Annotated in this window: 19 protein-coding genes; 8 read left to right on the top strand and 11 right to left on the bottom strand. The window is 63.2% G+C overall.

Translation table 11 applies throughout. The features are described from left to right. Positions 1-56: 56 nt before the first annotated feature. Genes PspR32_RS24940 through PspR32_RS24925 form a run of 4 tightly spaced genes read left to right on the top strand, consistent with a single transcriptional unit; the run spans position 57 to position 4,157 of the window. A complete protein-coding gene (locus PspR32_RS24940; protein WP_159389313.1) occupies positions 57-1,151 on the top strand; it encodes a polyamine ABC transporter substrate-binding protein in 1,095 nt (364 codons plus the stop codon). A gap of 59 nt (positions 1,152-1,210) precedes the next feature. Beyond that, positions 1,211-2,353: an ABC transporter ATP-binding protein gene (locus PspR32_RS24935; RefSeq protein WP_010221196.1), complete on the top strand. Its 1,143-nt coding sequence runs from the start codon at positions 1,211-1,213 to the stop codon at positions 2,351-2,353. Then, complete coding sequence (locus PspR32_RS24930; RefSeq protein WP_159389312.1) at positions 2,350-3,270, top strand: ABC transporter permease subunit; 921 nt, start codon at positions 2,350-2,352, stop codon at positions 3,268-3,270. The genes PspR32_RS24935 and PspR32_RS24930 overlap by 4 nt, the downstream gene beginning before the upstream one ends. Continuing rightward, positions 3,267-4,157 (top strand): ABC transporter permease subunit, encoded by an 891-nt coding sequence (locus tag PspR32_RS24925; protein WP_010221198.1) that lies wholly within the window; start codon positions 3,267-3,269, stop codon positions 4,155-4,157. The genes PspR32_RS24930 and PspR32_RS24925 overlap by 4 nt, the downstream gene beginning before the upstream one ends. Before the next feature lie 97 nt (positions 4,158-4,254). On the opposite strand, the gene PspR32_RS24920 is transcribed toward PspR32_RS24925, so the two are convergent. Then, positions 4,255-5,415, bottom strand: coding sequence for an AAA family ATPase (locus PspR32_RS24920; RefSeq protein ID WP_159389311.1), 1,161 nt, complete (start codon positions 5,413-5,415; stop codon positions 4,255-4,257). Positions 5,416-5,559: 144 nt separating this feature from the next. Here PspR32_RS24920 and PspR32_RS24915 point away from each other — a divergent pair, with 144 nt between their 5' ends. From PspR32_RS24915 to PspR32_RS24905, 3 genes are read left to right on the top strand one after another with little or no spacing between them, the layout of a single operon-like run. After that, on the top strand, positions 5,560-6,651 hold the full coding sequence (locus PspR32_RS24915; RefSeq protein ID WP_159389310.1) for an efflux RND transporter periplasmic adaptor subunit: 1,092 nt from the start codon (positions 5,560-5,562) through the stop codon (positions 6,649-6,651). Further along, the gene (locus PspR32_RS24910; protein WP_036994909.1) at positions 6,648-7,718 is read left to right on the top strand and encodes an efflux RND transporter periplasmic adaptor subunit; all 1,071 of its coding nucleotides are present in this window, start codon (positions 6,648-6,650) and stop codon (positions 7,716-7,718) included. The genes PspR32_RS24915 and PspR32_RS24910 overlap by 4 nt, the downstream gene beginning before the upstream one ends. After that, entirely contained in the window at positions 7,715-10,762 is a 3,048-nt protein-coding gene (locus tag PspR32_RS24905; RefSeq protein ID WP_010221202.1) for an efflux RND transporter permease subunit, read from the top strand. Before PspR32_RS24910 ends, PspR32_RS24905 begins: the two co-directional genes overlap by 4 nt. An 80-nt stretch (positions 10,763-10,842) precedes the next feature. Here the strand turns inward: PspR32_RS24905 and PspR32_RS24900 are convergent, their stop codons facing one another. From PspR32_RS24900 to PspR32_RS24855, 10 genes are all read right to left on the bottom strand, one after another. Further along, positions 10,843-11,487 carry a methionine ABC transporter permease gene (locus PspR32_RS24900; RefSeq protein WP_159389309.1) on the bottom strand — a complete coding sequence of 215 codons (645 nt, stop codon included), beginning with the start codon at positions 11,485-11,487 and terminating at the stop codon, positions 10,843-10,845. Further along, the gene (locus tag PspR32_RS24895) at positions 11,477-12,604 is read right to left on the bottom strand and encodes a methionine ABC transporter ATP-binding protein (protein ID WP_010221205.1); all 1,128 of its coding nucleotides are present in this window, start codon (positions 12,602-12,604) and stop codon (positions 11,477-11,479) included. The genes PspR32_RS24900 and PspR32_RS24895 overlap by 11 nt, the downstream gene beginning before the upstream one ends. A gap of 1 nt (position 12,605) precedes the next feature. Then, positions 12,606-13,409, bottom strand: coding sequence for a MetQ/NlpA family ABC transporter substrate-binding protein (locus tag PspR32_RS24890; protein WP_100781829.1), 804 nt, complete (start codon positions 13,407-13,409; stop codon positions 12,606-12,608). Next, positions 13,402-14,793: an LLM class flavin-dependent oxidoreductase gene (locus PspR32_RS24885; RefSeq protein WP_159389308.1), complete on the bottom strand. Its 1,392-nt coding sequence runs from the start codon at positions 14,791-14,793 to the stop codon at positions 13,402-13,404. The genes PspR32_RS24890 and PspR32_RS24885 overlap by 8 nt, the downstream gene beginning before the upstream one ends. Then, positions 14,793-15,998 (bottom strand): SfnB family sulfur acquisition oxidoreductase, encoded by a 1,206-nt coding sequence (locus PspR32_RS24880; protein ID WP_100781827.1) that lies wholly within the window; start codon positions 15,996-15,998, stop codon positions 14,793-14,795. The genes PspR32_RS24885 and PspR32_RS24880 overlap by 1 nt, the downstream gene beginning before the upstream one ends. 22 nt (positions 15,999-16,020) lie before the next feature. Continuing rightward, complete coding sequence (locus PspR32_RS24875) at positions 16,021-17,262, bottom strand: SfnB family sulfur acquisition oxidoreductase (protein WP_010221209.1); 1,242 nt, start codon at positions 17,260-17,262, stop codon at positions 16,021-16,023. Between the two features lie 276 nt (positions 17,263-17,538). Continuing rightward, the gene (gene tcyN / locus PspR32_RS24870; RefSeq protein ID WP_010221210.1) at positions 17,539-18,300 is read right to left on the bottom strand and encodes an L-cystine ABC transporter ATP-binding protein TcyN; all 762 of its coding nucleotides are present in this window, start codon (positions 18,298-18,300) and stop codon (positions 17,539-17,541) included. Between the two features lie 3 nt (positions 18,301-18,303). Next, a complete protein-coding gene (gene tcyL / locus PspR32_RS24865; RefSeq protein ID WP_010221211.1) occupies positions 18,304-18,969 on the bottom strand; it encodes a cystine ABC transporter permease in 666 nt (221 codons plus the stop codon). Continuing rightward, positions 18,969-19,769, bottom strand: a complete 801-nt coding sequence (tcyJ, locus tag PspR32_RS24860; protein WP_036994921.1) for a cystine ABC transporter substrate-binding protein — start codon at positions 19,767-19,769, stop codon at positions 18,969-18,971. The genes tcyL and tcyJ overlap by 1 nt, the downstream gene beginning before the upstream one ends. 105 nt (positions 19,770-19,874) lie before the next feature. Continuing rightward, on the bottom strand, positions 19,875-20,873 hold the full coding sequence (locus tag PspR32_RS24855; protein WP_010221213.1) for a D-cysteine desulfhydrase: 999 nt from the start codon (positions 20,871-20,873) through the stop codon (positions 19,875-19,877). Positions 20,874-21,066: 193 nt separating this feature from the next. Between PspR32_RS24855 and epsC the strand changes: the two genes are divergently transcribed. Beyond that, positions 21,067-21,999: a serine O-acetyltransferase EpsC gene (epsC, locus tag PspR32_RS24850; RefSeq protein WP_010221214.1), complete on the top strand. Its 933-nt coding sequence runs from the start codon at positions 21,067-21,069 to the stop codon at positions 21,997-21,999. Positions 22,000-22,107 lie beyond the last annotated feature (108 nt).

The raw sequence follows: 22,107 nt of genomic DNA, 5'->3' as shown, positions 1-22,107 counted from the left end.
TTATCCGGCAGGTATTCCTGTCGTTTGCCACGGGCACATTTGTGAGGACCTCCCACTTGTCTATTTCTGTATTTCGCAAGGCCATGCTGGCTGGAGCGGGTCTGACGCTGGCGATCAGCGTCCAAGCGGCGCCCACGGTGCACATTTATAACTGGTCGGACTACATTGGTCAGACCACCCTCGCGGACTTCGAAAAAGCCACTGGCATCAAGCCGGTGCAGGATGTCTTCGATTCCAACGAAACCCTGGAAGGCAAGCTGCTGGCCGGTCATACCGGCTATGACGTGGTCGTGCCGTCCAACCATTTTCTCGGCAAGCAGATCAAGGCGGGCGCGTTCCAGAAGCTCGACAAGGCGCTGCTGCCCAATTACGCGAACCTTGACCCGGCGCTGATGAAGCGCCTGGAAAAAAACGATCCAGGCAACCAGTACGCCGTCCCCTACCTGTGGGGCACCAATGGCATCGGCTACAACGTCGAGAAGGTCAAGGCGGCGCTGGGTACCGACAAGATCGATTCCTGGGCCATGCTGTTCGAGCCACAAAACATCAAAAAACTCTCCACGTGCGGGGTCGCCTTCCTCGACTCGGCCGACGAGATGCTCCCGGCAGTACTCAACTACATGGGGCGTGACCCCAACAGCACCAACCCCAAGGATTATGCCGACGCCGAGAAGAAACTCTTGGCCGTGCGCCCGTACGTGACCTACTTCCATTCATCCAAATACATCTCGGACCTGGCCAACGGCGACATCTGCGTGGCTGCCGGTTTCTCCGGCGATGTGTTCCAGGCCAAGTCCCGCGCCGAAGAAGCCGGCAAGGGCGTCAAGCTGGCCTATGCGATTCCCAAGGAAGGCGGCAACCTCTGGTTCGACATGCTGGCGATCCCCAAGGATTCCAAGAATGTCAAAGAGGCCCACGCCTTCATCAACTATTTGCTGCAGCCTGAGGTTATTGCCCAGGTCAGTGATTACGTCGGTTATGCCAACCCGAACCCCAAGGCTGGCGATCTGATGGACCAGAACGTGCGAACCGACGCAGCGGTTTACCCACCGCAAGAAGTGCTGGACAAGTTGTACGTCAATTCCGAGCTACCTCCCAAGGTGCAACGGTTGATGACCCGTAGCTGGACCAAGGTCAAGTCGGGCAAGTAAAAATCCAGGGTCCGTCACGGCAGGGGCGGGCGCAAAAAATCTTGTTGGGAGTTTCACAAATGGCAGTTGCCTCCGGTGCCTATAAGAAAGCCCTCGAGGGCGACCAGCAACCTAAACAGGTGCTGGTCAAAATCGACCGGGTCACGAAAAAGTTCGACGAAACGGTCGCCGTGGACGATGTGTCCCTGGAAATCAAGAAGGGCGAAATCTTCGCCCTGCTCGGTGGCTCGGGTTCGGGTAAGTCGACCTTGCTGCGCATGCTCGCCGGCTTCGAACGACCAACCGAGGGGCGTATTTTCCTCGATGGCGTAGACATTACCGATATGCCGCCCTACGAGCGGCCGATCAACATGATGTTCCAGTCGTACGCGCTGTTTCCGCACATGACCGTGGCCCAGAACATCGCCTTCGGCCTGCAGCAGGACCGTATGCCCAAGTCCGAGATCGACGCCCGCGTGGCCGAGATGCTCAAGCTGGTGCACATGACCCAGTACGCCAAGCGCAAGCCGCACCAGCTCTCCGGTGGCCAGCGTCAGCGTGTGGCCCTGGCCCGTTCGCTGGCCAAGCGGCCCAAGTTGCTGCTGCTCGATGAGCCGATGGGGGCACTGGACAAGAAGCTGCGTTCGCAGATGCAACTGGAGCTGGTGGAGATCATCGAACGGGTCGGTGTGACCTGCGTGATGGTGACCCACGACCAGGAAGAGGCCATGACCATGGCCCAGCGCATCGCCATCATGCACCTGGGCTGGATCGCCCAGATCGGCAGCCCGATCGACATCTATGAAACCCCGACCAGCCGCCTGGTCTGCGAGTTCATCGGTAACGTCAACCTGTTCGAAGGCGAAGTGGTCGACGACGCCGAAGGCCACGCGGTGATCGCCAGCCCCGAGCTTGAGCGCCACATCTACGTTGGCCACGGGGTTACCACCTCGGTGGAAGACAAGCGCATCACCTACGCCCTGCGTCCGGAAAAACTGCTGGTGACCACCGCGCAGCCGACCTGCGAGCACAACTGGTCGCGCGGCAAGGTGCACGACATTGCCTACCTGGGCGGCCATTCGGTGTTCTACGTCGAGCTGCCTGGCGGCAAGATCGTCCAGTCGTTCGTCGCCAACGCCGAGCGCCAGGGCACCCGACCGACCTGGGACGACCAGGTCTACGTCTGGTGGGAGGATGACAGCGGCGTGGTACTGCGGTCATGAATGCGCGCAAGCTCAAGCGAGCCGTCAACCGAATAAAGCCCGAGGGACGCCATCTGGTGATCGGCGTGCCGTTCATCTGGCTGTTCCTGTTCTTCATGCTGCCGTTCTTCATCGTCCTGAAGATCAGTTTCGCTGAAGCCGACGTGGCGATCCCGCCGTATACCGAGATCTACAGCTACGTCGAAGACAAGGTGCAAGTGGTGCTCAACCTGGCCAACTATGGCCTGTTGACCGAAGACGAACTCTACATCTCGGCGTACCTGGGGTCGTTGAAGATGGCCTTCTTCAGCACGCTGTTGTGCCTGCTGATCGGCTATCCGATGGCCTATGCCATCGCCAACGCGCGCAAGGAAGCCCAGACGGTCCTGTTGCTGCTGATCATGATGCCGACCTGGACGGCGATCCTGATCCGCGTCTATGCCTGGATGGGCATCCTCAGCAACAACGGCCTGCTCAACGCCTTCTTGCTGTGGCTGGGGTGGATCGATCAGCCGTTGCAGATCCTCAACACCAACCTCGCGGTGTATATCGGCGTGGTCTATTCGTACCTGCCGTTCATGATCCTGCCGCTCTACGCCAACCTGGCGAAGCATGACCAGAGCCTGCTTGAGGCCGCGTCGGACCTGGGTTCGAGCACCTTCAACAGCTTCTGGAAGATCACCGTGCCGCTGTCGAAGAACGGCATCATCGCCGGCTGTATGCTGGTGTTCATTCCGGTGGTGGGTGAGTTCGTCATTCCTGAGCTGCTCGGCGGCCCGGAAACCTTGATGATCGGTAAAGTGCTCTGGCAAGAGTTCTTCAACAACCGTGACTGGCCGGTGGCCTCTGCCCTGGCGGTAGTGATGCTGGCGATCCTGATCGTACCGATCCTGCTCTTCAACCGTAGTCAGGCCAAAGAGATGGAGGGCAGGGCATGAAGCGTTTCAGTTTCTCCAAATTGATGTTGGTCCTGGGCCTGCTGTTCATCTACCTGCCGATGCTGATCCTGGTGATCTACTCGTTCAACGCCTCCAAGCTGGTGACGGTATGGGGCGGCTGGTCGGTGAAGTGGTACGTCGGCCTGCTCGACAACACCCAGCTGATGGGTTCGGTGATGCGCTCGCTGGAGATCGCCTGCTACACCGCGATCGCCGCCGTGGCGCTGGGCACCCTGGCGGCCTTCGTGCTGACCCGGGTGACCCGCTTCAAGGGCCGTACCCTGTTCGGTGGCCTGGTTACCGCACCGTTGGTAATGCCCGAGGTGATCACCGGTCTGTCGCTGTTGCTGCTGTTCGTGGCCATGGCGCAGATGATCGGCTGGCCGCAGGAGCGTGGCATCGTCACCATCTGGATCGCCCACACCACCTTCTGCGCAGCCTATGTGGCGGTGGTGGTGTCGGCGCGCCTGCGTGAGCTGGACCTGTCGATCGAAGAAGCGGCGATGGACCTCGGTGCGCGGCCGTGGAAGGTATTCTTCCTGATCACCATCCCGATGATTGCACCGTCGCTGGCAGCCGGCGGGATGATGTCCTTTGCCCTGTCGCTGGATGACCTGGTACTGGCCAGCTTCGTCTCGGGCCCGGGTTCGACCACTTTGCCGATGGAAGTCTTCTCTGCCGTGCGTCTGGGCGTGAAGCCGGAAATCAACGCGGTGGCCAGCCTGATCCTGCTCAGCGTGTCGTTGGTGACTTTCATGGTCTGGTACTTCAGCCGCCAGGCCGAAGAGCGTCGCCGTCGGGCGATCCAGCAGGCGATCGAAGAAAGCGCTGCCGACTCGTGGAAACAACCGGACGTGCGTCGCGCGCCGGCGCCGGTTTCAGCGTGATCTGACGGGCCTCATCGCCGGCAAGCCGGCTCCCACAGGTTCTGTGTACAGCAGCCCCTGTGGGAGCTGGCTTGCCAGCGATGGGGCCTTCGGGTTTTTACTCCGGCCAATGCCAGGCCGGCTCATCCAGCATCCCCTGACCGGCAACGCGGGTCTGCCCCAGCACCTTCTCCAGCACGATCGAATTGCAGGTCGCATCCTGTTCCAGCGCCGCCACCAGGCGCCGTGCATGTGACACCCCCCACACCTGACACTGCTCCGACGCGCGGATGATCAAGCGCGCCAGCGCAGGCAGCAAGTCCGGGTGCAAGCTGGTTTCCGGCTCGTTCAGTACCATCATGGTCGGCGGCCTTGGCGTCAGCAGCGCGGCGACCAGCAGCAGGTAGCGCAAGGTACCGTCCGATAGTTCGGCAGCGGTCAGCGGCCGCAACAAGCCCTCTTGATGGAACAACACACCGAACGCCCCTCCCGGCACGGCATCGATCTCCAGGCGTGCGCCTGGGAAGGCATCGGCGATGGTCGCCTGCAAGGCGTGCGGGTCGCCGATCTCGATAATGGTCTGCAGCGCAGCGGCCAGATCGCGGCCATCGTGCTGCAGCACCGGCGTGCGCGTACCCAGTTGCTGGCGACGGGCCGGGGCATCACGGTCGGTGCGAAAGTGATCGTAGAAGCGCCAGCCGCGGATGCGCTCGCGCAGTAGCAACACCTCCGGCGAGGAGCGCAGGTTGCCGACCTGGTCGAACAGGCTGTCGAAGCTCGGCGTGTGCTGCACCTGCACCTCCCATTGGCGACCTTCACGGGCCTTGACCATCGGCCCTTGGCGATCCACCAGCAGGCTGGCCGGACGGCACAGCGCTCCTGCCCAGATGCTTTCGCGTTTGATCTGCGGGTCGAGGGCGAAAGATGATTTGCTCGGCTCCGGCAGGCCCAGGCCGATGGCGTAACCGAACGCTTCGTCGCTAAAGCCCAGGCGCAAGCGCCGTGCGTGCTGGCGCGGGCCGCCCTGGATGGCGACTTCGCCATTGCTCATGCGCCGGCTGATCTGCTCGGGGCCGGCCCAGAACGTCGACTCCAGCCCTCCCTCCACCGCCAGGGCGTTGACCACGCCGCCTTGTGCCGTTTCGGCGAGCAGGCGCAGGGCCTTGTACAGGTTGGACTTGCCGCTGCCGTTGGGCCCGGTGATGACATTCAGGCGTGCCAGCGGCAGCACCAAGTGATTGATCGAGCGGTAGTTGGCGACAGCCAGGGTGGTCAGCATGGCAGCGTCCATTCAGGCAAAGAGGGCAGTATCGCCGATTCCGCGTGTTGAACGAATTGTGTACGCCGACAAGCGATCAAGGGATCCCTGATCTACGCTAACACTCGCATTCCTAAATAGATCTGGCACGTGCAAGGAGCCTGCATGACGATGTCGCGTCCTTTATCGATCGTCTGCCTGGGGGGGTGGTTGGTGCTGACGGGGTGCGGTGAGCAAAAAGCCGCTGAAGCCGAGCTGCCCAGAGTCGGTGTACAACGTGTTGAACCCAGTGATTTCGCGGCTTCCGTAACCCTGACCGGTGATGTCCAGGCGCGGGTGCAGACTGACCTTTCGTTTCGCGTGGGCGGCAAGATCATTTCCCGCAGCGTCGATGTCGGTGATCACATCAAGGCCAACCAGGTCCTGGCCCGCCTTGACCCCAAGGACCTGCAGACCAGCGTCGACTCGGCCAAGGCCGAAGTCTTTGCCGAACAGGCACGCGTGACCCAGACTGCCGCCGCCTTTGTCCGCCAGCAGAAGCTGTTGCCCAAAGGCTATACCAGCCAAAGCGAGTACGACTCTGCCGAAGCTGCCTTGCGCAGCAGCCAGAGCGCCCTCAAGGCCGCTCAGGCGCAACTGGCCAACGCCCGTGAACAGCTGAGCTATACCGCGCTGGTGGCTGAGGCGGACGGGGTGATCACCGAGCGCCAGGCCGAAGTCGGCCAGGTGGTCCAGGCCACGGTGCCGATTTTCAGCCTGGCCCGCGATGGCGATCGTGACGCGGTGTTCAATGTCTATGAGTCGTTGCTGGTGGCGCCGCCGAGCGAGCATGCGATTACCGTGCGCCTGGTCGACAACCCGAAGATCCAGACCCTGGGTTATGTGCGCGAAATCACCCCGACGGTGTCGGCGCAAAGCGGTACGGTGCAGGTCAAGGTGGCCTTGAAAAACGTACCTGCGGGCATGGAACTGGGCTCGCCAGTCAGCGCCACTGCCGATGCCCAGGGCAGGCCGAGTATCGAACTGCCCTGGTCGGCGCTGACCAAGGACCTGCATGACCCGGCCGTGTGGGTGATCGGCGAGGGTCACAAAGTCAGCCTGCAGAAGGTCAAGGTCATCCGTTACCTCACCGGCAAGGTGGTGGTCGGCGAGGGTCTTAAAGGCGGCGAGACCGTGGTGGTGGCCGGTGGTCAATTGCTTAACCCGGGAATGCAGGTACAAGTGGCGCCGACGACCGACAGCGGGGTGGCGCAATGAACAGGCTGACGCTGACGTTGTGCAGTGCCCTGCTGCTGGCCGGCTGCGGGAAACCCGCCGAGGCGCCTGAACCTGTGCGACCGGTGTTGTCGCTGGTGGTCGAGCCGCAGAGCCAGGCAAACCTTGGCCGCTTCGCCGGGAGCATTCAGGCCCGCTACGAAAGCACCCTGGGTTTTCGCGTGGGCGGGCGCATTGCCCGACGCTGGGTGGATGTCGGCAGTTCGGTAAAACCGGGCGACGTGCTCGCCAGCCTTGACCCCACCGACCAGCGCAACCAGTTGCGCGCCGCCGAAGGCGACCTGGCCAAAGTGCAGGCACAGTGGATCAATGCCCAGGCCAACGCCCGCCGCCAGCAGCAGCTGTTCGACCGCGGCGTGGGCGCCCAGGCCCAGCTGGATATCGCCCAGACCGACCTGAAAACCACCGGTGCGTCCCTGGAACAGGCGCGTGCGGCAGTCGAGCAGGCCCGCGACCAGCTCGGCTACAGCGAGCTGAAAGCCGATCACGCCGCGGTGGTCACCAACTGGCAGGCCGAAGCCGGGCAAACCGTGAGCGCCGGGCAAGCAGTGGTGACCCTGGCCCGCCCGGACATCAAGGAAGCGGTCATCGACCTGCCCACCAGCCTGGCCGAGCAGGTCTCCGGCGAGCTGAAGTTCCTGGCCGCCTCGCAACTGGACTCAAGCATCAGCACCACTGCCACCTTGCGAGAGCTGGAGCCCCAGGCCGATGCCGCCACCCGTACCCGGCGCGCGCGCCTGACCCTGGCCGATACGCCACTGGCATTCCACCTGGGCACGGCAATCAGCGTCACCCTGACTTCGGCGGTGTCGCCGCGCGTCGAACTACCGGCATCGGCATTACTGGAAAGCGAGGCCAAAACCCGGGTATGGATCGTCGATCCACAACAGAAAACTGTTTCTACTCGCGAGGTAAAGCTGCTTGAGCGGACCGCCAACAGCGTAGTACTGGCCTCTGGCGTGCAGGCCGGCGAGCGGGTGGTGACGGCAGGCGTGAACAGTCTCAAACCGGGCCAGAAGGTCATAGTCGACGAGGAAGACCCGCAATGAAAGGAAGCTTCAACCTGTCGGAGTGGGCGCTGAAGCACCAATCCTTTGTCTGGTACCTGATGTTCGTCGGCTTGCTGATGGGCGTGTTTTCCTACATGAACCTGGGGCGTGAGGAAGACCCTTCGTTCACCATCAAGACCATGGTCATCCAGACCCGCTGGCCCGGTGCGACCCAGGATGAAACCCTGTACCAGGTCACCGACCGTATCGAAAAGAAGCTCGAAGAGCTGGACTCCCTCGACTACGTGAAAAGCTATACCCGCCCGGGCGAGTCGACGGTGTACGTCAACCTGCGTGACACCACCAAGGCGGCGGACATCCCGCAGATCTGGTACCAGGTGCGCAAGAAGATCCAGGACATCCGCGGCGAGTTTCCCCAGGGTATCCAGGGGCCGGGCTTCAACGACGAGTTCGGTGACGTGTTCGGCTCGATCTATGCCTTTACCGCCGACGGCCTGACCATGCGCCAGTTGCGTGACTACGTCGAGCAGGTGCGCGCCGAAGTCCGCGAAGTGCCCAACCTGGGCAAGGTCGAGATGATCGGTACCCAGGACGAAGTGCTGTACCTGAATTTCTCCACGCGCAAGCTGGCCTCCTTCGGCATCGACCAGCGCCAGGTCCTGCAGGCGCTGCAGAGCCAGAACGCGGTGACCCCGGCCGGGGTGATTGAAGCCGGGCCCGAGCGCATCTCGGTGCGCACCACCGGCCAGTTCGCCTCCGAGAAAGACCTGGAGACGGTCAACCTGCGCATCAACGATCGTTTCTTCCGCCTGGCCGACATCGCCGATATCCAGCGCGGTTATGTCGACCCGCCGACCTCGATGTTTCGCTACAACGGCCAGACCGCCATCGGCCTGGCCATCGGCATGAAGGCCGGCGGCAATATCCAGGCGTTCGGTGCCGACCTGCACAAGAAGATGGACAGTGTGATCGCCGAGCTGCCGGTGGGCGTGGGCGTGCACACCGTGTCGGACCAGGCGGTGGTGGTCGAGGAAGCGGTTGGCGGCTTTACCAGCGCGCTGTTCGAGGCGGTGGTCATCGTCCTGGTGGTGAGCTTCGTCAGCCTTGGGGTGCGTGCCGGGCTGGTGGTGGCCTGCTCGATTCCGCTGGTGCTGGCCATGGTGTTCATCTTCATGGAGTACAGCGGCATCACCATGCAGCGGATCTCCCTGGGCGCCCTGATCATTGCCCTGGGCTTGCTGGTGGACGATGCGATGATCACCGTCGAGGTGATGGTCACGCGCCTGGAAAAGGGCGAGAGCAAGGAGCAGGCGGCGACTTTCGCCTACACCTCGACGGCCTTCCCGATGCTCACCGGGACCCTGGTGACGGTGGCCGGTTTCGTGCCCATCGGGCTCAACGCCAGCTCGGCGGGGGAATACACCTACACGCTGTTTGCGGTGATCGCCGCGGCGCTGCTGGTGTCGTGGGTGGTGGCGGTACTGTTTGCCCCGGTGCTCGGCGTGCATATCCTCAGCACCAAGGTCAAACCGCACGACGAAGAGCCGGGGCGCATCGGCAAGGCTTTCGGCAACAGCCTGCTCTGGTGCATGCGTCATCGCTGGCTGACCATCATCGGCACCGTGTTGCTGTTCGTGCTGGCGGTGTTCTGCATGCGTTTCGTGCAGAACCAGTTCTTCCCGTCCTCGGACCGTCCGGAAATCCTCGTCGACCTCAACCTGCCGCAGAACGCCTCGATCGAGGAAACCCGCAAGGCGGTGGACCGCCTCGAAGCGACGCTCAAGGGCGACCCGGACATCGTGCGCTGGAGCACCTACATCGGCCAGGGTGCGATCCGCTTCTACCTGCCCCTGGACCAGCAACTGCAGAACCCGTACTACGCCCAACTGGTGATCGTCAGCAAGGGCCTGGCGTCGCGCGAGGTATTGATGGCGCGTCTGCAGAAGCGCCTGCGCGAAGACTTCGTCGGCATCGGCAGCAACGTTCAGTCCCTGGAAATGGGCCCGCCGGTAGGGCGGCCGATCCAGTACCGGGTCAGCGGCAAGGACATCGACCAGGTGCGCAAACATGCCATTGCCCTGGCCTCGCTGCTCGACAGCAACGAACACATTGGCGAGATGATTTACGACTGGAATGAGCCGGGCAAGGTGCTGCGGGTCGAGATCGCCCAGGACAAGGCGCGCCAGCTCGGGTTGTCGTCCGAAGACGTGGCCAATGTGATGAACAGCATCGTCAGCGGCGCGCCGGTGACTGAGGTCAACGACAACATCTACCTGATCGACGTCATCGCCCGCGCCGAAGACAGCGAGCGTGGCACGCCGCAGACCCTGCAGAACCTGCAGATCGTCACCCCCAACGGCACCTCGATCCCGCTGCTGGCCTTCGCCACCGTGCGCTACGAGCTGGAGCAGCCGCTGGTATGGCGCCGTGACCGCAAGCCGACCATCACCATCAAGGCTTCGGTACGCGGCGACATCCAGCCCACCGACCTGGTGGCCGAGCTCAAGCCGCAGATCGACGACTTCGCCAGCAAGCTGCCAGTGGGTTACGGCGTGGCCACCGGCGGCACCGTGGAAGAAAGCGGCAAGGCCCAGGGGCCGATCGCCAAGGTGGTGCCGCTGATGCTGTTCATGATGGGCACCTTCCTGATGATCCAGTTGCACAGTGTGCAGAAGCTGTTCCTGGTCGCCAGCGTGGCGCCGCTGGGGCTGATCGGCGTGGTCCTGGCGCTGGTGCCGACCGGCACGCCGATGGGCTTTGTGGCGATTCTGGGGATCCTCGCGCTGATCGGCATCATCATCCGCAACTCGGTGATCCTGGTGACTCAGATCGATGAATACGAAGCCCAGGGCTATTCACCCTGGGACGCGGTGCTGGAGGCGACCAACCACAGGCGCCGGCCGATCCTGCTGACGGCGGCAGCGGCGAGCCTGGGCATGATCCCGATCGCCCGCGAAGTGTTCTGGGGGCCGATGGCCTACGCAATGATTGGCGGGATCATCGTCGCCACCTTGCTGACCCTGCTGTTTCTGCCGGCACTGTATGTGGCCTGGTACAAGATCCGCGAGCCGCAGCACCATTGACTACGCCATCGCTGGCAAGCCAGCTCCCACAGGGTCCGGTGCATGCAGCCCCTGTGGGAGCTGGCTTGCCAGCGATGAATTCAGCGTTTGTTCAAGCCCTTCGCCAACCGATCCCCGCCCAGCTGAATCAGCGCCACCAACACTACCAGCATGACGATCACCGTCAGCATGATCTGGCTGTCGAAGCGCTGGTAGCCATAGCGGTAGGCAATGTCGCCCAGGCCCCCGGCACCAATGGCGCCAGCCATGGCCGAGGAGTTGATCATGGTCACCAAAGTGATGGTAAAGCCGCCGACAATACCCGGCAGGGCTTCTGGCAGCAGCACATGCCAGACGATGTGCCAGCGCCGGCAACCCATGGCCTGGGCCGCTTCGATCAGGCCATGGTCGACCTCGCGCAGGCTGACTTCGGCGATGCGCGCAAAGAACGGCGTGGCGGCAATGGTCAGCGGCACTACCGCTGCCCAGACACCATAGGTGGTGCCGACGATCAAACGGGTGAAGGGGATCAGCGCCACCATCAGAATCAGGAACGGAATCGAACGGAACAGGTTGACGAAGGCGCCGAGCAACCGGTTCAGGGTGGGCGCTTCGAAGATCCCGCCCTTGCCGCTGGTGACCAGGATCACCGCCAGCGGTACACCGGCGAGCAGGGCAATCAGCGACGAGACGCCAACCATCAGCAGGGTGTCGAGCACACCCTGGAGCAAGCGATCAAACCACATAACCCAGTACCTCCACCTGTGCAGCCCATTGCCGGGCGCGCTCAATCACGTGCGCGTGGCTGTGCGGCGAGTCGGCCACCGACACCACAAGTTGCCCCAGAGCACGGCCCTGGATCGGTTCGATGCCACCTTGCAACAGGCTGACCCGGCCGCCCAACAAGTTGAACAACGCAGAAAGCTCCGGCGCCTGCCGGTCCTTGCCGCTGACCCGCACACTCAACACCAGTGCAGCCTCCGGGCCAGGCGGTTGTGCCTGCAAGCGTGCTTGCAGGGCCGCCGGCAGGGCAGGTTGCAACGGTGCCAGCAAGGTCTTGCTGACTTCATGCTGCGGGTCGCCAAACACTTGCCAGACCGCGCCCTGCTCAACGATGCGCCCGCGCTCGAGCACTACCACCCGGTGGCAGATATCGCGGATCACTGCCATCTCGTGGGTGATCAGCACGATGGTCAGGCCCAGGCGCCGGTTGATGTCGCGCAACAGGCCGAGGATCGATTCGGTGGTTTCCGGATCGAGCGCCGAGGTGGCTTCGTCGCACAGCAGAATCTGCGGGTCATGCACCAGTGCCCGGGCAATGCCGACGCGCTGCTTCTGCCCGCCCGACAACTGCGCCGGGTAAACCTGGTGTTTGTCCTGCAGCCCGACCAGCTCCAGCAACTCGGCGACCTTGCGCTGGCGCTGGGCCTTGGGCACACCAGCAACCTTGAGCGGCAACTCGACGTTTTGCCAGACGGTCTTGGCCGACATCAGGTTGAAGTGCTGGAAGATCATGCCGATGCGTCGACGCAGGCGCACCAGGCGGTCTTCGTCGTACTCGCCGATGTCCACCTGGTCGATCAGCACCCGGCCATGGCTCGGGTGCTCCAGGCGGTTGATGGTACGGATCAGCGACGACTTGCCGGCACCGCTACGGCCGATGATGCCGAAGATCTCACCGTGCTGGATATTCAGGTCGATACCGTCCAGCGCCGGGGTTTGCTGGCCGGGGTAGGTCTTGCCCAGGCCGATGAAACGCACATGGGCGTTACCCAGCTCCGGGTGCAAAGCCCGTTGCTGAGCCTGCTGCAGGGGCGCGAACGGCTGTTGCTCCTGCGCCACGCGGGCGCTGACGGCGCTCATCTCAGCTCTCCCAGCCAGCTTGGTAGAGCTTGCCGTGGGCCTGATCGAGGGCGGCACGCACCACCGGCGAGTGCTGGTAGATGTCGATGAACTTGGCCAGGCGCGGGTCGTCCTTGCTCTGCGGGCGGATGACGAACTGGATCACGTATTCCTTATGGTCAAGGCCGTCGAACAGCAGCGCCGAGGTGGCGTCGAAAGTCTTCGCCAGGCGGATGTAGGCCGGGTAGCCCTGGACCAGGTCGGCGTCATCGTAGGCGCGCACCAGTTGCACCGCTTCGACCTGGAGAATCTTCAGTTTTTTCGGGTTGGCGACGATGTCTTCCTCGGTGGCCTTGTAACCGACGCCAGGCTTGAGGGTGATCAAACCGGCCTTGGCCAGCAGCTGCAAACCGCGGCCGCTGTTGATCGGGTCGTTGGCGATGGCAACGCTGGCGCCCACGGGCAGCTCAGCGAAGCTTTTGTACTTTTTCGAGTACAGGCCGACATTGTTGATGATCCCGGGGGCGAAGGGCACCAGGTCGAAACCGGCGGCGGCCTTGGCGTTTTCCAGGAACGGGATGTGCTGGAAGTAGTTCACGTCGATGTCACCGGCCGCCAGGCTGACGTTTGGCGCGATCCAGTCGCTGAACTCGATCAGCTCGACGTCCAGGCCCTGTTTCTTCGCTTCGCTGACGGCCGCTTCGAGGGGGATGGAGAAAGCCGCGGTGGTGCCGACTTTCAAGGCATCGGCGGCCTGAGCGGCGCCGAACAGACCCAAGGTCAGGGCCAGGGCTGCGACCGGGCGGGCAATAAAGGTCTTAAGCATGCTGTAGCGCTCCCGTCGGGGTCGTAGGGGTGTGGCGGTAGCTGGCGCCAGGATGGTCTGCCGGCAGGTGAGGCTGGTCGCTGGCGAAGAGTTTCTCGCGCAGGCTGCCCTGTTCGTAGGCGGTCTTGTACGAGCCGCGGCGTTGCAGCTCGGGGATCACCAGGTCGATGAAATCGACATAGCTTTCCGGGGTAACCGTGCGGGCCAGGTTGAAGCCGTCCAGGCCGGTTTCGGCGATCCAGCTTTCCAGCGCGTCGGCGACCTGGGTCGGCGAGCCGATCAGGGTGATGTAGCGTCCGCCAAGGGCGTGTTGCTCGAGCAGCTTGCGCCGGGTCCAGTCGTTGTTCTGCAGGTGCTTGGTGGCGGACTGGATGGCGTTGCTTTTCACGTACTGGATCGGCTCGTCCAGTTCGTACTCGGAGAAATCGATGCCGGTGGAACTGGCAAAGTGCGCAACACCGGCCTCGGCGCTGGCATAGCGCAGGTACTCGGCGTGCTTGGCCTTGGCCTGCTCCTCAGTGCGGGCGACGATCACCGTCAGGCCCATGAACACCTTGATCGCCTGCGGGTCACGCCCCGCCGCCACGGCGGCAGCGCGCACCTTGTCGACCTGGGCGCGGGTGGCGGCCTTGTTCTGGCCGCTGATAAACACGCACTCGGCGTGGCTGCCGGCAAAGCTCAAGCCGCGCTCGGAGCTGCCGGCCTGGAACAGCACCGGAGTGCGCTGTGGCGAGGGTTCGCAGAGGTGGTAACCCTCGACCCGGTAGAACTCGCCCTGGTGGTTGATTTTGTGCACTTTGTCCGGCTGGGCATAGACCCGCTGCTGGCGGTCGTTGAGCACCGCACCGTCTTCCCAGCTGCCTTCCCAGAGCTTGTACAGCACCTGCAGGTACTCGTCGGCCTGGTCATAGCGACGGTCGTGCTCGGGCTGCTGGTCCAGGCCCATGGCCTTGGCTGCGCTGTCGAGGTAGCCGGTGACGATGTTCCAGCCCACCCGGCCACGGCTCAGGTGATCGAGGGTGGAAAGGCGCCGGGCGAACAGGTAAGGCGGCTCGTAGGTCAGGTTGGCGGTCAGGCCGAAGCCGAGGTTGCGGGTGACGGCGGCCATGGCTGAAACCAGCAGCAGCGGGTCGTTGACCGGCAACTGAATCGACTCTTTCAGCGCTACATCGACAGACTGCTGGTAGACGTCATAGACACCGACGATATCGGCGATGAACAAGCCGTCGAACAGCCCGCGCTCCAGTAGCCGGGCCAGCTCGGTCCAGTATTCGAGGGTCTTGTACTGGCTCGAGTTGTCCCGTGGATGGGTCCACAGGCCGTGGTTGATATGCCCGACACAGTTCATGTTGAAGGCGTTGAGCAGGATCTTCTTCTTGGCCATCAGATGGTGCCCCGCAACGGTGGATTTTCATCGTTGAGGTAGTAATTGCCGATGGCGTGGTACTTCCAGCGCACCGGGTCATGCAGGGTGTGCACCCGGGCGTTGCGCCAGTGCCGGTCCAGGCCATGCTCGGCCAGGGTCGCCTGGCTGCCAGACAGCTCGAACAGGGTGGTGCCGGCGGCCAGGGATATCTCGGTGCTGATCGCCCGCGCTTCGGCCACGGCGATCGAGGCGGCGGCGACGGTTTCGGCATTCGGCTCGGCCTGGGCGCGGTCGAGGTATTCACCGGCGCGTTCGAGCAGGGCTTCGCTGGCGTGCAAGCGAATCGCCAGGTGGCCGAAGGACTTCAGGGTCAGCGGGTCTGCGCTGGCCTGATCGACCCCGGCGTCGACCCAGGGCCGGCTGCGGGTGCGCACGAAGTGCAGGGCATCTTCATAGGCGGCGCGGGCGATGCCGGTGTCGATGGCCGCGTGGAGGATCTGCGCCAACGGGCCGACCGTGGTCGGGCGCTCGAAGGCGCTCTGGAACGGCAGCACGTCGTCAGCGGCAACCGGCACGTTGTCGAACACCACCGAACCGCTGCCGGTGGTGCGTTGGCCGAAGCCGCTCCAGTCGTCGATGACTTTCAGCCCGCTGCTGTCAGCCGGTACGAAGGCCAGGCGCTGGACGCCGTCTTCATCGACCACCGAGGTAGGAATGCGCTGGGCATAGATCGCGCCCGTGGCGTAGAACTTGCGGCCATTGATGCGGTAGGCGTCGCCCTCGCGGGTGAGGGCGGTGGTGCGGTCGTGGGCGGTCTTGGTGCCCAGTTCCGCCAGGGCATTGCCGAAGCGCTTGCCGGCCAGTACTTCGGCGTACAGGCGTTGCTGTTGCGCCGGGCTGCCGTTGACCCGCAGCACTTCCAGCGCATAGAAATGGTTTTGCGGGATCTGCCCCAGCGAAGCGTCGGCCTGGGCAATGCGGGCGATGACCTTGGCCAGGGTGACGTTGGACACGCCGGCGCCACCAAAGGCCTTGGGCACGCTGATGCCCCACAGGCCGGAGTGGGAGAACAGCTCGAGTTCAGGCTGCGGCAGGCGCCGCTCACGGTCGCGCAAGGCGCTGTCGCGACGCAGTTGGACGGCGATTTCCTCGGCGATTTGCAAGGCTTGGGCGTCAGAGTGGATGACCGCGACGTTAGCGTGCGGTTGCGGCAAAAGGCTCATAAACAGGGCTCCAGTGGTCTGGTCAAATCCAGGAGTGCCGGGCAGGCAAGGTACCGTTGAGGTGATAGGCGCCGACGGCGTGGTATTTCCAGCGCACCGGGTCGTGCAGGGTGTGCACGCGGGCATTGCGCCAATGCCGGTCGAGGTTGAACTCGGCCAGGGTGGCGCGGCTGCCGGAAAGTTCGAAGAGCTTCTCGCTGGCCTGCAGGGCGATCTCGGTGGTCAGCACCTTGGCTTCGGCCACGGCGATCGAGGCGCGGGCGGCAGCGGCGGCGTCGACCGGCGCGGCGTTGACTTCGTCGAGCACTCGCGCGGCTTTGCTCAGCAGCGCCTGGGCAGCATGCAGCTCAAGCTGCAGGCGACCGACATCGGCGATCACGTAGAGATCGTCACTGGCGCGCTCGACCTTGGCGTCGATCCACGGCCGAGCTTTTTCGCGGACAAAAACGATGGTGTCGGCAATTGCCGCTTCAGCGATACCGGCATCGATGGCCGCCTGGATCAGTTGCGAAGCGGCGCCCTGAATGTTCGCGACTTCGCCTTGCTTCCAGGTGTCGATCACCAGCTCTGCATCGACCTGCACCTTGTCCAGCAGCACGGTGCCGCTGGCGGTGGTGCGCTGGCCGAAACCGGACCAGTCATCGACGATGCGCAAGCCCGGGGTGCCACGGCGGACGAAGGCCATGACCTGGCGACCGTCGTCGTTCAGTGCCTTGACCGCCACCCAGTGGGCAAACAGGGCGCCGGTGGAATAGAACTTCTGGCCGCTGAGCACATAGTGATCGCCCTCGCGGGTGATCCGCGCCTTGAGGTCCAGTGTGTGCTTGGTACCGCGCTCCGGCCCGGCATTGCCGATGCGCCAGCCGTCGAGCACCGATTTGAACAGCAATTCTTTTTGCCGCTCAGAGGCGGTGCCTTTGAGCAGTTGCAGGATGCCGAACTGGTTCTGCGGGATCTGCCCCAGCGCCGGGTCGGCGGCGCTGATGATGCGAAATACTTCGGCGATGGTGACAAACGACACCTGCGCGCCACCAAAGGCCCGCGGGATGCTGATGCTGCCCAGGCCGCTGCGGGTGAACTGTTCGATTTCTGCCCAGGGCAGCTTGCGTTGCTGGTCGCGTTTGGCCGCCTGGGTGCGGGCTACCTCGGCCAGCGCATGGGCTGCCTGCAGGGCTTGCTCGTCGTTGCTCAGCACCTTGGCCGGCAACAGCAGCGGGGCGCTGTCCAGGTCGCTGTGGACTGTGGTTTCTGCCAGATTGGACATCAGTACCGCTCCTTGGCTGCACTCAATGCCCTGGCGTTACGCACTGGGGTGATTGTGTTCCTGACCATACCTACCTCACGAATTGAAAACGTCGGCGCGGGGTGCGGCGACAAAATTGCGCTGGTCCGGTGGTCCGGTTCATATACCCTAATAGCGTATAAAAATTAAATAAACTAACTTTTAGGAATAAATATAGAAGTACTTGGCGGTCGCTGGATGAACGCCTGCCGGGGCAGGGCAGGCGCTGTCAGCGAGGCGGGGAGGGCAGGGAAAAACTCAGTAGCCGGTGTTCTGGGTACCGAGAAATTTACTCAGGAACTGACGGGTGCGTTGCTCCTTGGGATGGGCAAACAGTGCCTTGGCTTCGCCCTGTTCGACGATCACGCCCTTGTCGAAGAAGATCACCCGGTTGGCTACATCGCGGGCAAAACTCATCTCGTGGGTGACGATGATCATGGTGCGTTTTTCTTCGGCCAGGCTGCGGATGGTCGCCAGCACTTCGCCGACCAGTTCCGGGTCGAGTGCCGAAGTCGGTTCGTCGAAGAGGATCACCTCCGGCTCCATCGCCAGAGCCCGGGCTATCGCTACCCGCTGTTGCTGACCACCGGACAGCTTGCGTGGGTAGGAGGCCTCCTTGCCGGCCAGGCCAACCTTGGCCAGCAGCGTCATGCCCAGGGCCACGGCCTGTTCGCGCGGTGTCTTCTTGACCACCAGCGGGCCTTCGATGACGTTTTCCAGCGCCGTGCGATGGGGGAACAGGTTGAAGTTCTGAAAGACGAACCCGACCTCCTGGCGCAAGCGGCGGATCAGCCCGCTCTGCTGACCGAGCGGGCGGTTGGCGTCGATCTCCACGTTGCCGACCTTGATGCGCCCGCTGCTGGGGGTTTCCAGCAGGTTCAGGCAACGCAGGAAAGTGGTCTTGCCGGAACCGCTGGGGCCGATGATGGCGATCACTTCGCCGGCCTCGACCGTCAGGCTGATGTCATCGAGCACGGTCTGGCCGTTGAACTGCTTGCTCAGGCGTTGTACCTCGATCATGCCTCAGGACTCCTGGTCGTGTCGGTTGACCCGCGCTTCCAGGCGGTTCTGCAGGTGTGCGAGAACGCTGGCCAGCACCCAGTAGATCAGTGCGGCGGCAAGGTACATGGTGAAGATTTCGAAGGTGCGCGCGGTAATCAGCTGCGCCTGGCGGAACAGCTCCGGCACCTGGATGGTGGCAGCCAGGGCGGTGTCCTTGACCAGCGAGATGAAGCTGTTGCCCAGTGGCGGCAAGGCCGTGCGTGCCGCCTGCGGCAGGATCGCCCGGCGCATGGCCTGGCCACGGGTCATGCCGATGCTGGCGGCGGCCTCCCACTGGCCGCGGTCGATGGAACTGATCGCGGCACGCAGGATTTCACAGGCATAGGCGGCCATGTTCAGCGAGAAGCCGATCAGCGCCGCCGGCAGCGGGTCCAGTTCGATGCCCAGCTGCGGCAGGCCGTAGTAGATCACGAACAGTTGCACCAGCAACGGCGTGCCGCGAAAGAACGAGACATAGACCCGCGCTGTCCAGCTCAGCGGCCTGAGCGCCGACAGGCGCATCAGCGCCAGGCAGAAACCCAGCAGCAGGCCAAAGAACATCCCGCCCAGGCTGAGGATTACCGTGTAGTACGCGCCCCTGAGCAGGAAGGGCGCGGACTCTATGGCGAGTTGGAAAGCTTCTTCCATTATTGAGTGACGTCAGCGTTGAAGTACTTTTCCGAAAGCTTTTTCAGCGTGCCGTCGGCGCGCAGCTTGTCGATCGCCTTGTTCACGGCCTCCAGCAGTTCAGGTTCGCCCTTGCGCAGGGCAATACCGGCTTCCTGACGCGAGAACGCGTCACCGGCGGCGGCAGTGTCCTTGGCTTTCTTGGCGTATTCCAGAGCGGCCAGGCGGTCGATCAGGATGGCGTCGATACGGCCGACACGCAGGTCCTGGAACTTGGTCGGATCGTCTTCGTATGTGCGCACGTCAGCGGTCGGTACATTGGCTTTGACCCACTCTTCGTAGTTGGTGCCCAGGCCTACCCCGACCTTCTTGCCGCCCAGGTCGGCAGCGGACTTGATATTGAGCTCATCCTTCTTCTTGGTCAGCACCAGCGCCTGAATCCCGGAAACGGTATAGGGCTTGGAGAAGTCGTATTTCTTCTTGCGCTCTTCAGAGATGGTCACCTGGTTGACCACCGCGTCCAGGCGCTTGGACTCCAGGGCGGCGAGGATGCCGTCCCACTTGGTCGGTTGCAGCTTGACCTTGACCCCCAGCTCCTTGGCCAGGGCCTCGGAGAGTTCCACTTCGAAGCCGGTCAGCTTGCCGTCGGCATCGACGAAGCTGAACGGTGGATAGGTGCCTTCAAGGCCGACGTTGATCACGCCCTTGTCCTTGATCTGCTGCAGTTGTTCACCAGCCACAGCTTGGCTGAGCATACTGGCCCCGAGCAGCAGGCCCAGGCCGGCGGCGACTGCCTGTTTACCGAAAGCGGAAATCTTCATGGTTAGCCCCAGTGTTGTTGTGAGTGTGGCGCTGACTATAGGGTGACGCTTTTAGTCTTAAAAATAATATAAATTCATGTTCTTATATTATTTTCAAATAAAAAGTTATCCGTTCCAGACCTCAGGGTAGGCGAATAATGCCGGTGCCCCACCGGTATGCAGAAAAATCAGCGGGCCGTCATCGAATCGCTGGCGGGCGATGCCATCGATCAGCCCGGCCATGGCCTTGCCGGTATACACCGGGTCGAGCAGCAAGCCTTCCTGGCTGGCCAGCAGGCGGATGGCGGCGAGGGTGCCGGCGTTAGGCTCGCCATAGCGCGGGGCGAAGTACTCATCCCACAGTTCGATCTTGAAGGTCGCCGGCAAGCGCACGCCCAGCAGCTCGGCGGTACGTTCGGCCAGGCCCTGGACTTTCGGCCGCTGGTCCTCGTCGCTGCGCGACACGGTCACGCCGATCACCGGCAGGTTCGGCAGTTTTTCCGCCAGGGCGATGGCCAGGCCGCTGTGGGTACCGGCGCTGCCGGAGGCCAGCACCACCCCGGCGAACTGTTCACCGCAATGTTCGATCTGCTTCGCCAGTTCAAGGCCGGCACGCACATAACCCAAGGCACCGAGTGCGTTGGAGCCGCCAATCGGCACGATGTAGGGTTTGCGGCCGCTGGCGTGCAGGCGCACGGCCAGGGCTTGCAGCTGCTCATCGGCATTGTCGAGGTTGTCGACCAACTCGACCTTGGCATCGAACAGCTCCAGCAACAGGCGGTTGCCGTTGTGCTGGTAGTTGGGTGAGTCAGTGCCGATGGGGTTTTCCAGCAGGGCCACGCAGGCAAGGCCCAGTTGCGCGGCCAGCGCCGCAGTCTGGCGCACATGGTTGGACTGGATCGCACCGGCGGTCACCAGGGTGTCGGCGCCCTTGGCCAAGGCATCGGCGGCCAGGTATTCGAGCTTGCGTACTTTGTTGCCGCCTAGCGCCAACGGCGTGCAGTCGTCACGTTTGACGTAGATATCACGGCCGGCCCAGGCCGAGAGCCGATGCAGTTTTTCCAGCGCGGTGGGGGCGCCAAGCAGGTCCAGACGATTGAAGCGGGCGAGCTGTCGGTCGATCATGGGGTCACGTCGGCTAGGGAAAATTCGACTATAGGCAGCCCGGGGCACGCGGGCAACTCCCCGGCTTATGCCGCCTTTATTGCTTTCTGGAATAAAGCGTTATTTTTTCCGCCGTGGGAATTTGCCGTAGAGTAATCAGCAATTGCGGCGGCACTACCATCCACCGACCGCCGCTGCAGCAGGAGAGGTAACCGTGAGCGACAACGCGCAAACAGGGCATTGGCAGCTGCAAACCATCGTCGGCCAGCTGCGTGCCGCCCGCGACCAGTGGCGTAGCAGTAACGGTCGCAGCAGCGGCGAACAGGGCGGCCGCGAGCTGCCGTCACGCGAAGCCATGCGGCATATTCTCGAACAGCTGTGTGGCGCGTTGTTCCCCATGCGCCTGGGCCCGGTCGACCTGCGTGAAGAAAGCGAAGACTTCTATGTTGGCCATACCCTCGATGCCGCGCTGACCGCCTTGCTCGCCCAGGCGCGCCTGGAACTGCGCTACGTGGCGCGCCAGGGCAAACAGGCCACGGCTGAAATCGATGCCAAGGCGCTGCGCCTGATCCAGGATTTTGCCGCCGCCTTGCCGGGCCTGCGCAGCATCCTCGATACCGATGTGCTGGCGGCCTTCCATGGTGACCCGGCGGCGCGCAGCGTTGATGAAGTGCTGCTGTGCTACCCGGGCATCCTTGCGGTGATTCACCACCGCCTGGCCCATCACCTGTACCGCGCCGGCCTGCCGTTGCTGGCACGGATCAGTTCGGAGCTGGCCCATTCGGCCACCGGCATTGACATTCACCCCGGCGCGCAGATCGGTCCGAGCTTCTTCATCGACCACGGTACCGGTGTGGTGATCGGCGAAACGGCGATCATCGGCGAGCGGGTACGCATCTATCAGGCCGTCACCCTGGGCGCCAAGCGCTTCCCGGCGGATGAAGACGGGCAGTTGCAGAAAGGCCATCCGCGCCACCCGATTGTCGAGGACGACGTGGTGATTTATGCCGGTGCGACTATTCTGGGACGCATCACCATCGGCAAGGGTTCGACCATCGGCGGCAACGTCTGGCTGACCCGCAGCGTGGCCCCGGGCAGCAACCTGACCCAGGCCAATCTGCAGCATGATGACGGGACCCAGAAGTAGGCGACCCGAAGCTTGGCTTGCGGCAACGGGTCGCATCGCGACCCCCATCCATGTTTAACTTGAACGCTTGTTCAAGTTAAAACGGTGGTCCGCTGCCGGTGTTCAACA

It is taken from the genome of Pseudomonas sp. R32 (assembly GCF_009866705.1).
GTDB classification, from domain to species: Bacteria; Pseudomonadota; Gammaproteobacteria; order Pseudomonadales; family Pseudomonadaceae; genus Aquipseudomonas; species Aquipseudomonas donghuensis.
Note: the sequence above shows the minus strand (reverse complement) of the source record. Positions and strands in the feature narration are given on the sequence as shown.

What these genes read in the sequence shown, in the direction of transcription:
- PspR32_RS24935 (WP_010221196.1), top strand. Translation starts at nt 1,211, where the DNA reads ATGGCAGTTGCCTCCGGTGCCTATAAGAAAGCCCTCGAGGGCGACCAG.
- PspR32_RS24930 (WP_159389312.1), top strand. Translation starts at nt 2,350, where the DNA reads ATGAATGCGCGCAAGCTCAAGCGAGCCGTCAACCGAATAAAGCCCGAG.
- PspR32_RS24925 (WP_010221198.1), top strand. Translation starts at nt 3,267, where the DNA reads ATGAAGCGTTTCAGTTTCTCCAAATTGATGTTGGTCCTGGGCCTGCTG.
- PspR32_RS24920 (WP_159389311.1), bottom strand. Translation starts at nt 5,415, where the DNA reads ATGCTGACCACCCTGGCTGTCGCCAACTACCGCTCGATCAATCACTTG.
- PspR32_RS24915 (WP_159389310.1), top strand. Translation starts at nt 5,560, where the DNA reads ATGACGATGTCGCGTCCTTTATCGATCGTCTGCCTGGGGGGGTGGTTG.
- PspR32_RS24910 (WP_036994909.1), top strand. Translation starts at nt 6,648, where the DNA reads ATGAACAGGCTGACGCTGACGTTGTGCAGTGCCCTGCTGCTGGCCGGC.
- PspR32_RS24905 (WP_010221202.1), top strand. Translation starts at nt 7,715, where the DNA reads ATGAAAGGAAGCTTCAACCTGTCGGAGTGGGCGCTGAAGCACCAATCC.
- PspR32_RS24900 (WP_159389309.1), bottom strand. Translation starts at nt 11,487, where the DNA reads ATGTGGTTTGATCGCTTGCTCCAGGGTGTGCTCGACACCCTGCTGATG.
- PspR32_RS24895 (WP_010221205.1), bottom strand. Translation starts at nt 12,604, where the DNA reads ATGAGCGCCGTCAGCGCCCGCGTGGCGCAGGAGCAACAGCCGTTCGCG.
- PspR32_RS24890 (WP_100781829.1), bottom strand. Translation starts at nt 13,409, where the DNA reads ATGCTTAAGACCTTTATTGCCCGCCCGGTCGCAGCCCTGGCCCTGACC.
- PspR32_RS24885 (WP_159389308.1), bottom strand. Translation starts at nt 14,793, where the DNA reads ATGGCCAAGAAGAAGATCCTGCTCAACGCCTTCAACATGAACTGTGTC.
- PspR32_RS24880 (WP_100781827.1), bottom strand. Translation starts at nt 15,998, where the DNA reads ATGAGCCTTTTGCCGCAACCGCACGCTAACGTCGCGGTCATCCACTCT.
- PspR32_RS24875 (WP_010221209.1), bottom strand. Translation starts at nt 17,262, where the DNA reads ATGTCCAATCTGGCAGAAACCACAGTCCACAGCGACCTGGACAGCGCC.
- tcyN (WP_010221210.1), bottom strand. Translation starts at nt 18,300, where the DNA reads ATGATCGAGGTACAACGCCTGAGCAAGCAGTTCAACGGCCAGACCGTG.
- tcyL (WP_010221211.1), bottom strand. Translation starts at nt 18,969, where the DNA reads ATGGAAGAAGCTTTCCAACTCGCCATAGAGTCCGCGCCCTTCCTGCTC.
- tcyJ (WP_036994921.1), bottom strand. Translation starts at nt 19,769, where the DNA reads ATGAAGATTTCCGCTTTCGGTAAACAGGCAGTCGCCGCCGGCCTGGGC.
- PspR32_RS24855 (WP_010221213.1), bottom strand. Translation starts at nt 20,873, where the DNA reads ATGATCGACCGACAGCTCGCCCGCTTCAATCGTCTGGACCTGCTTGGC.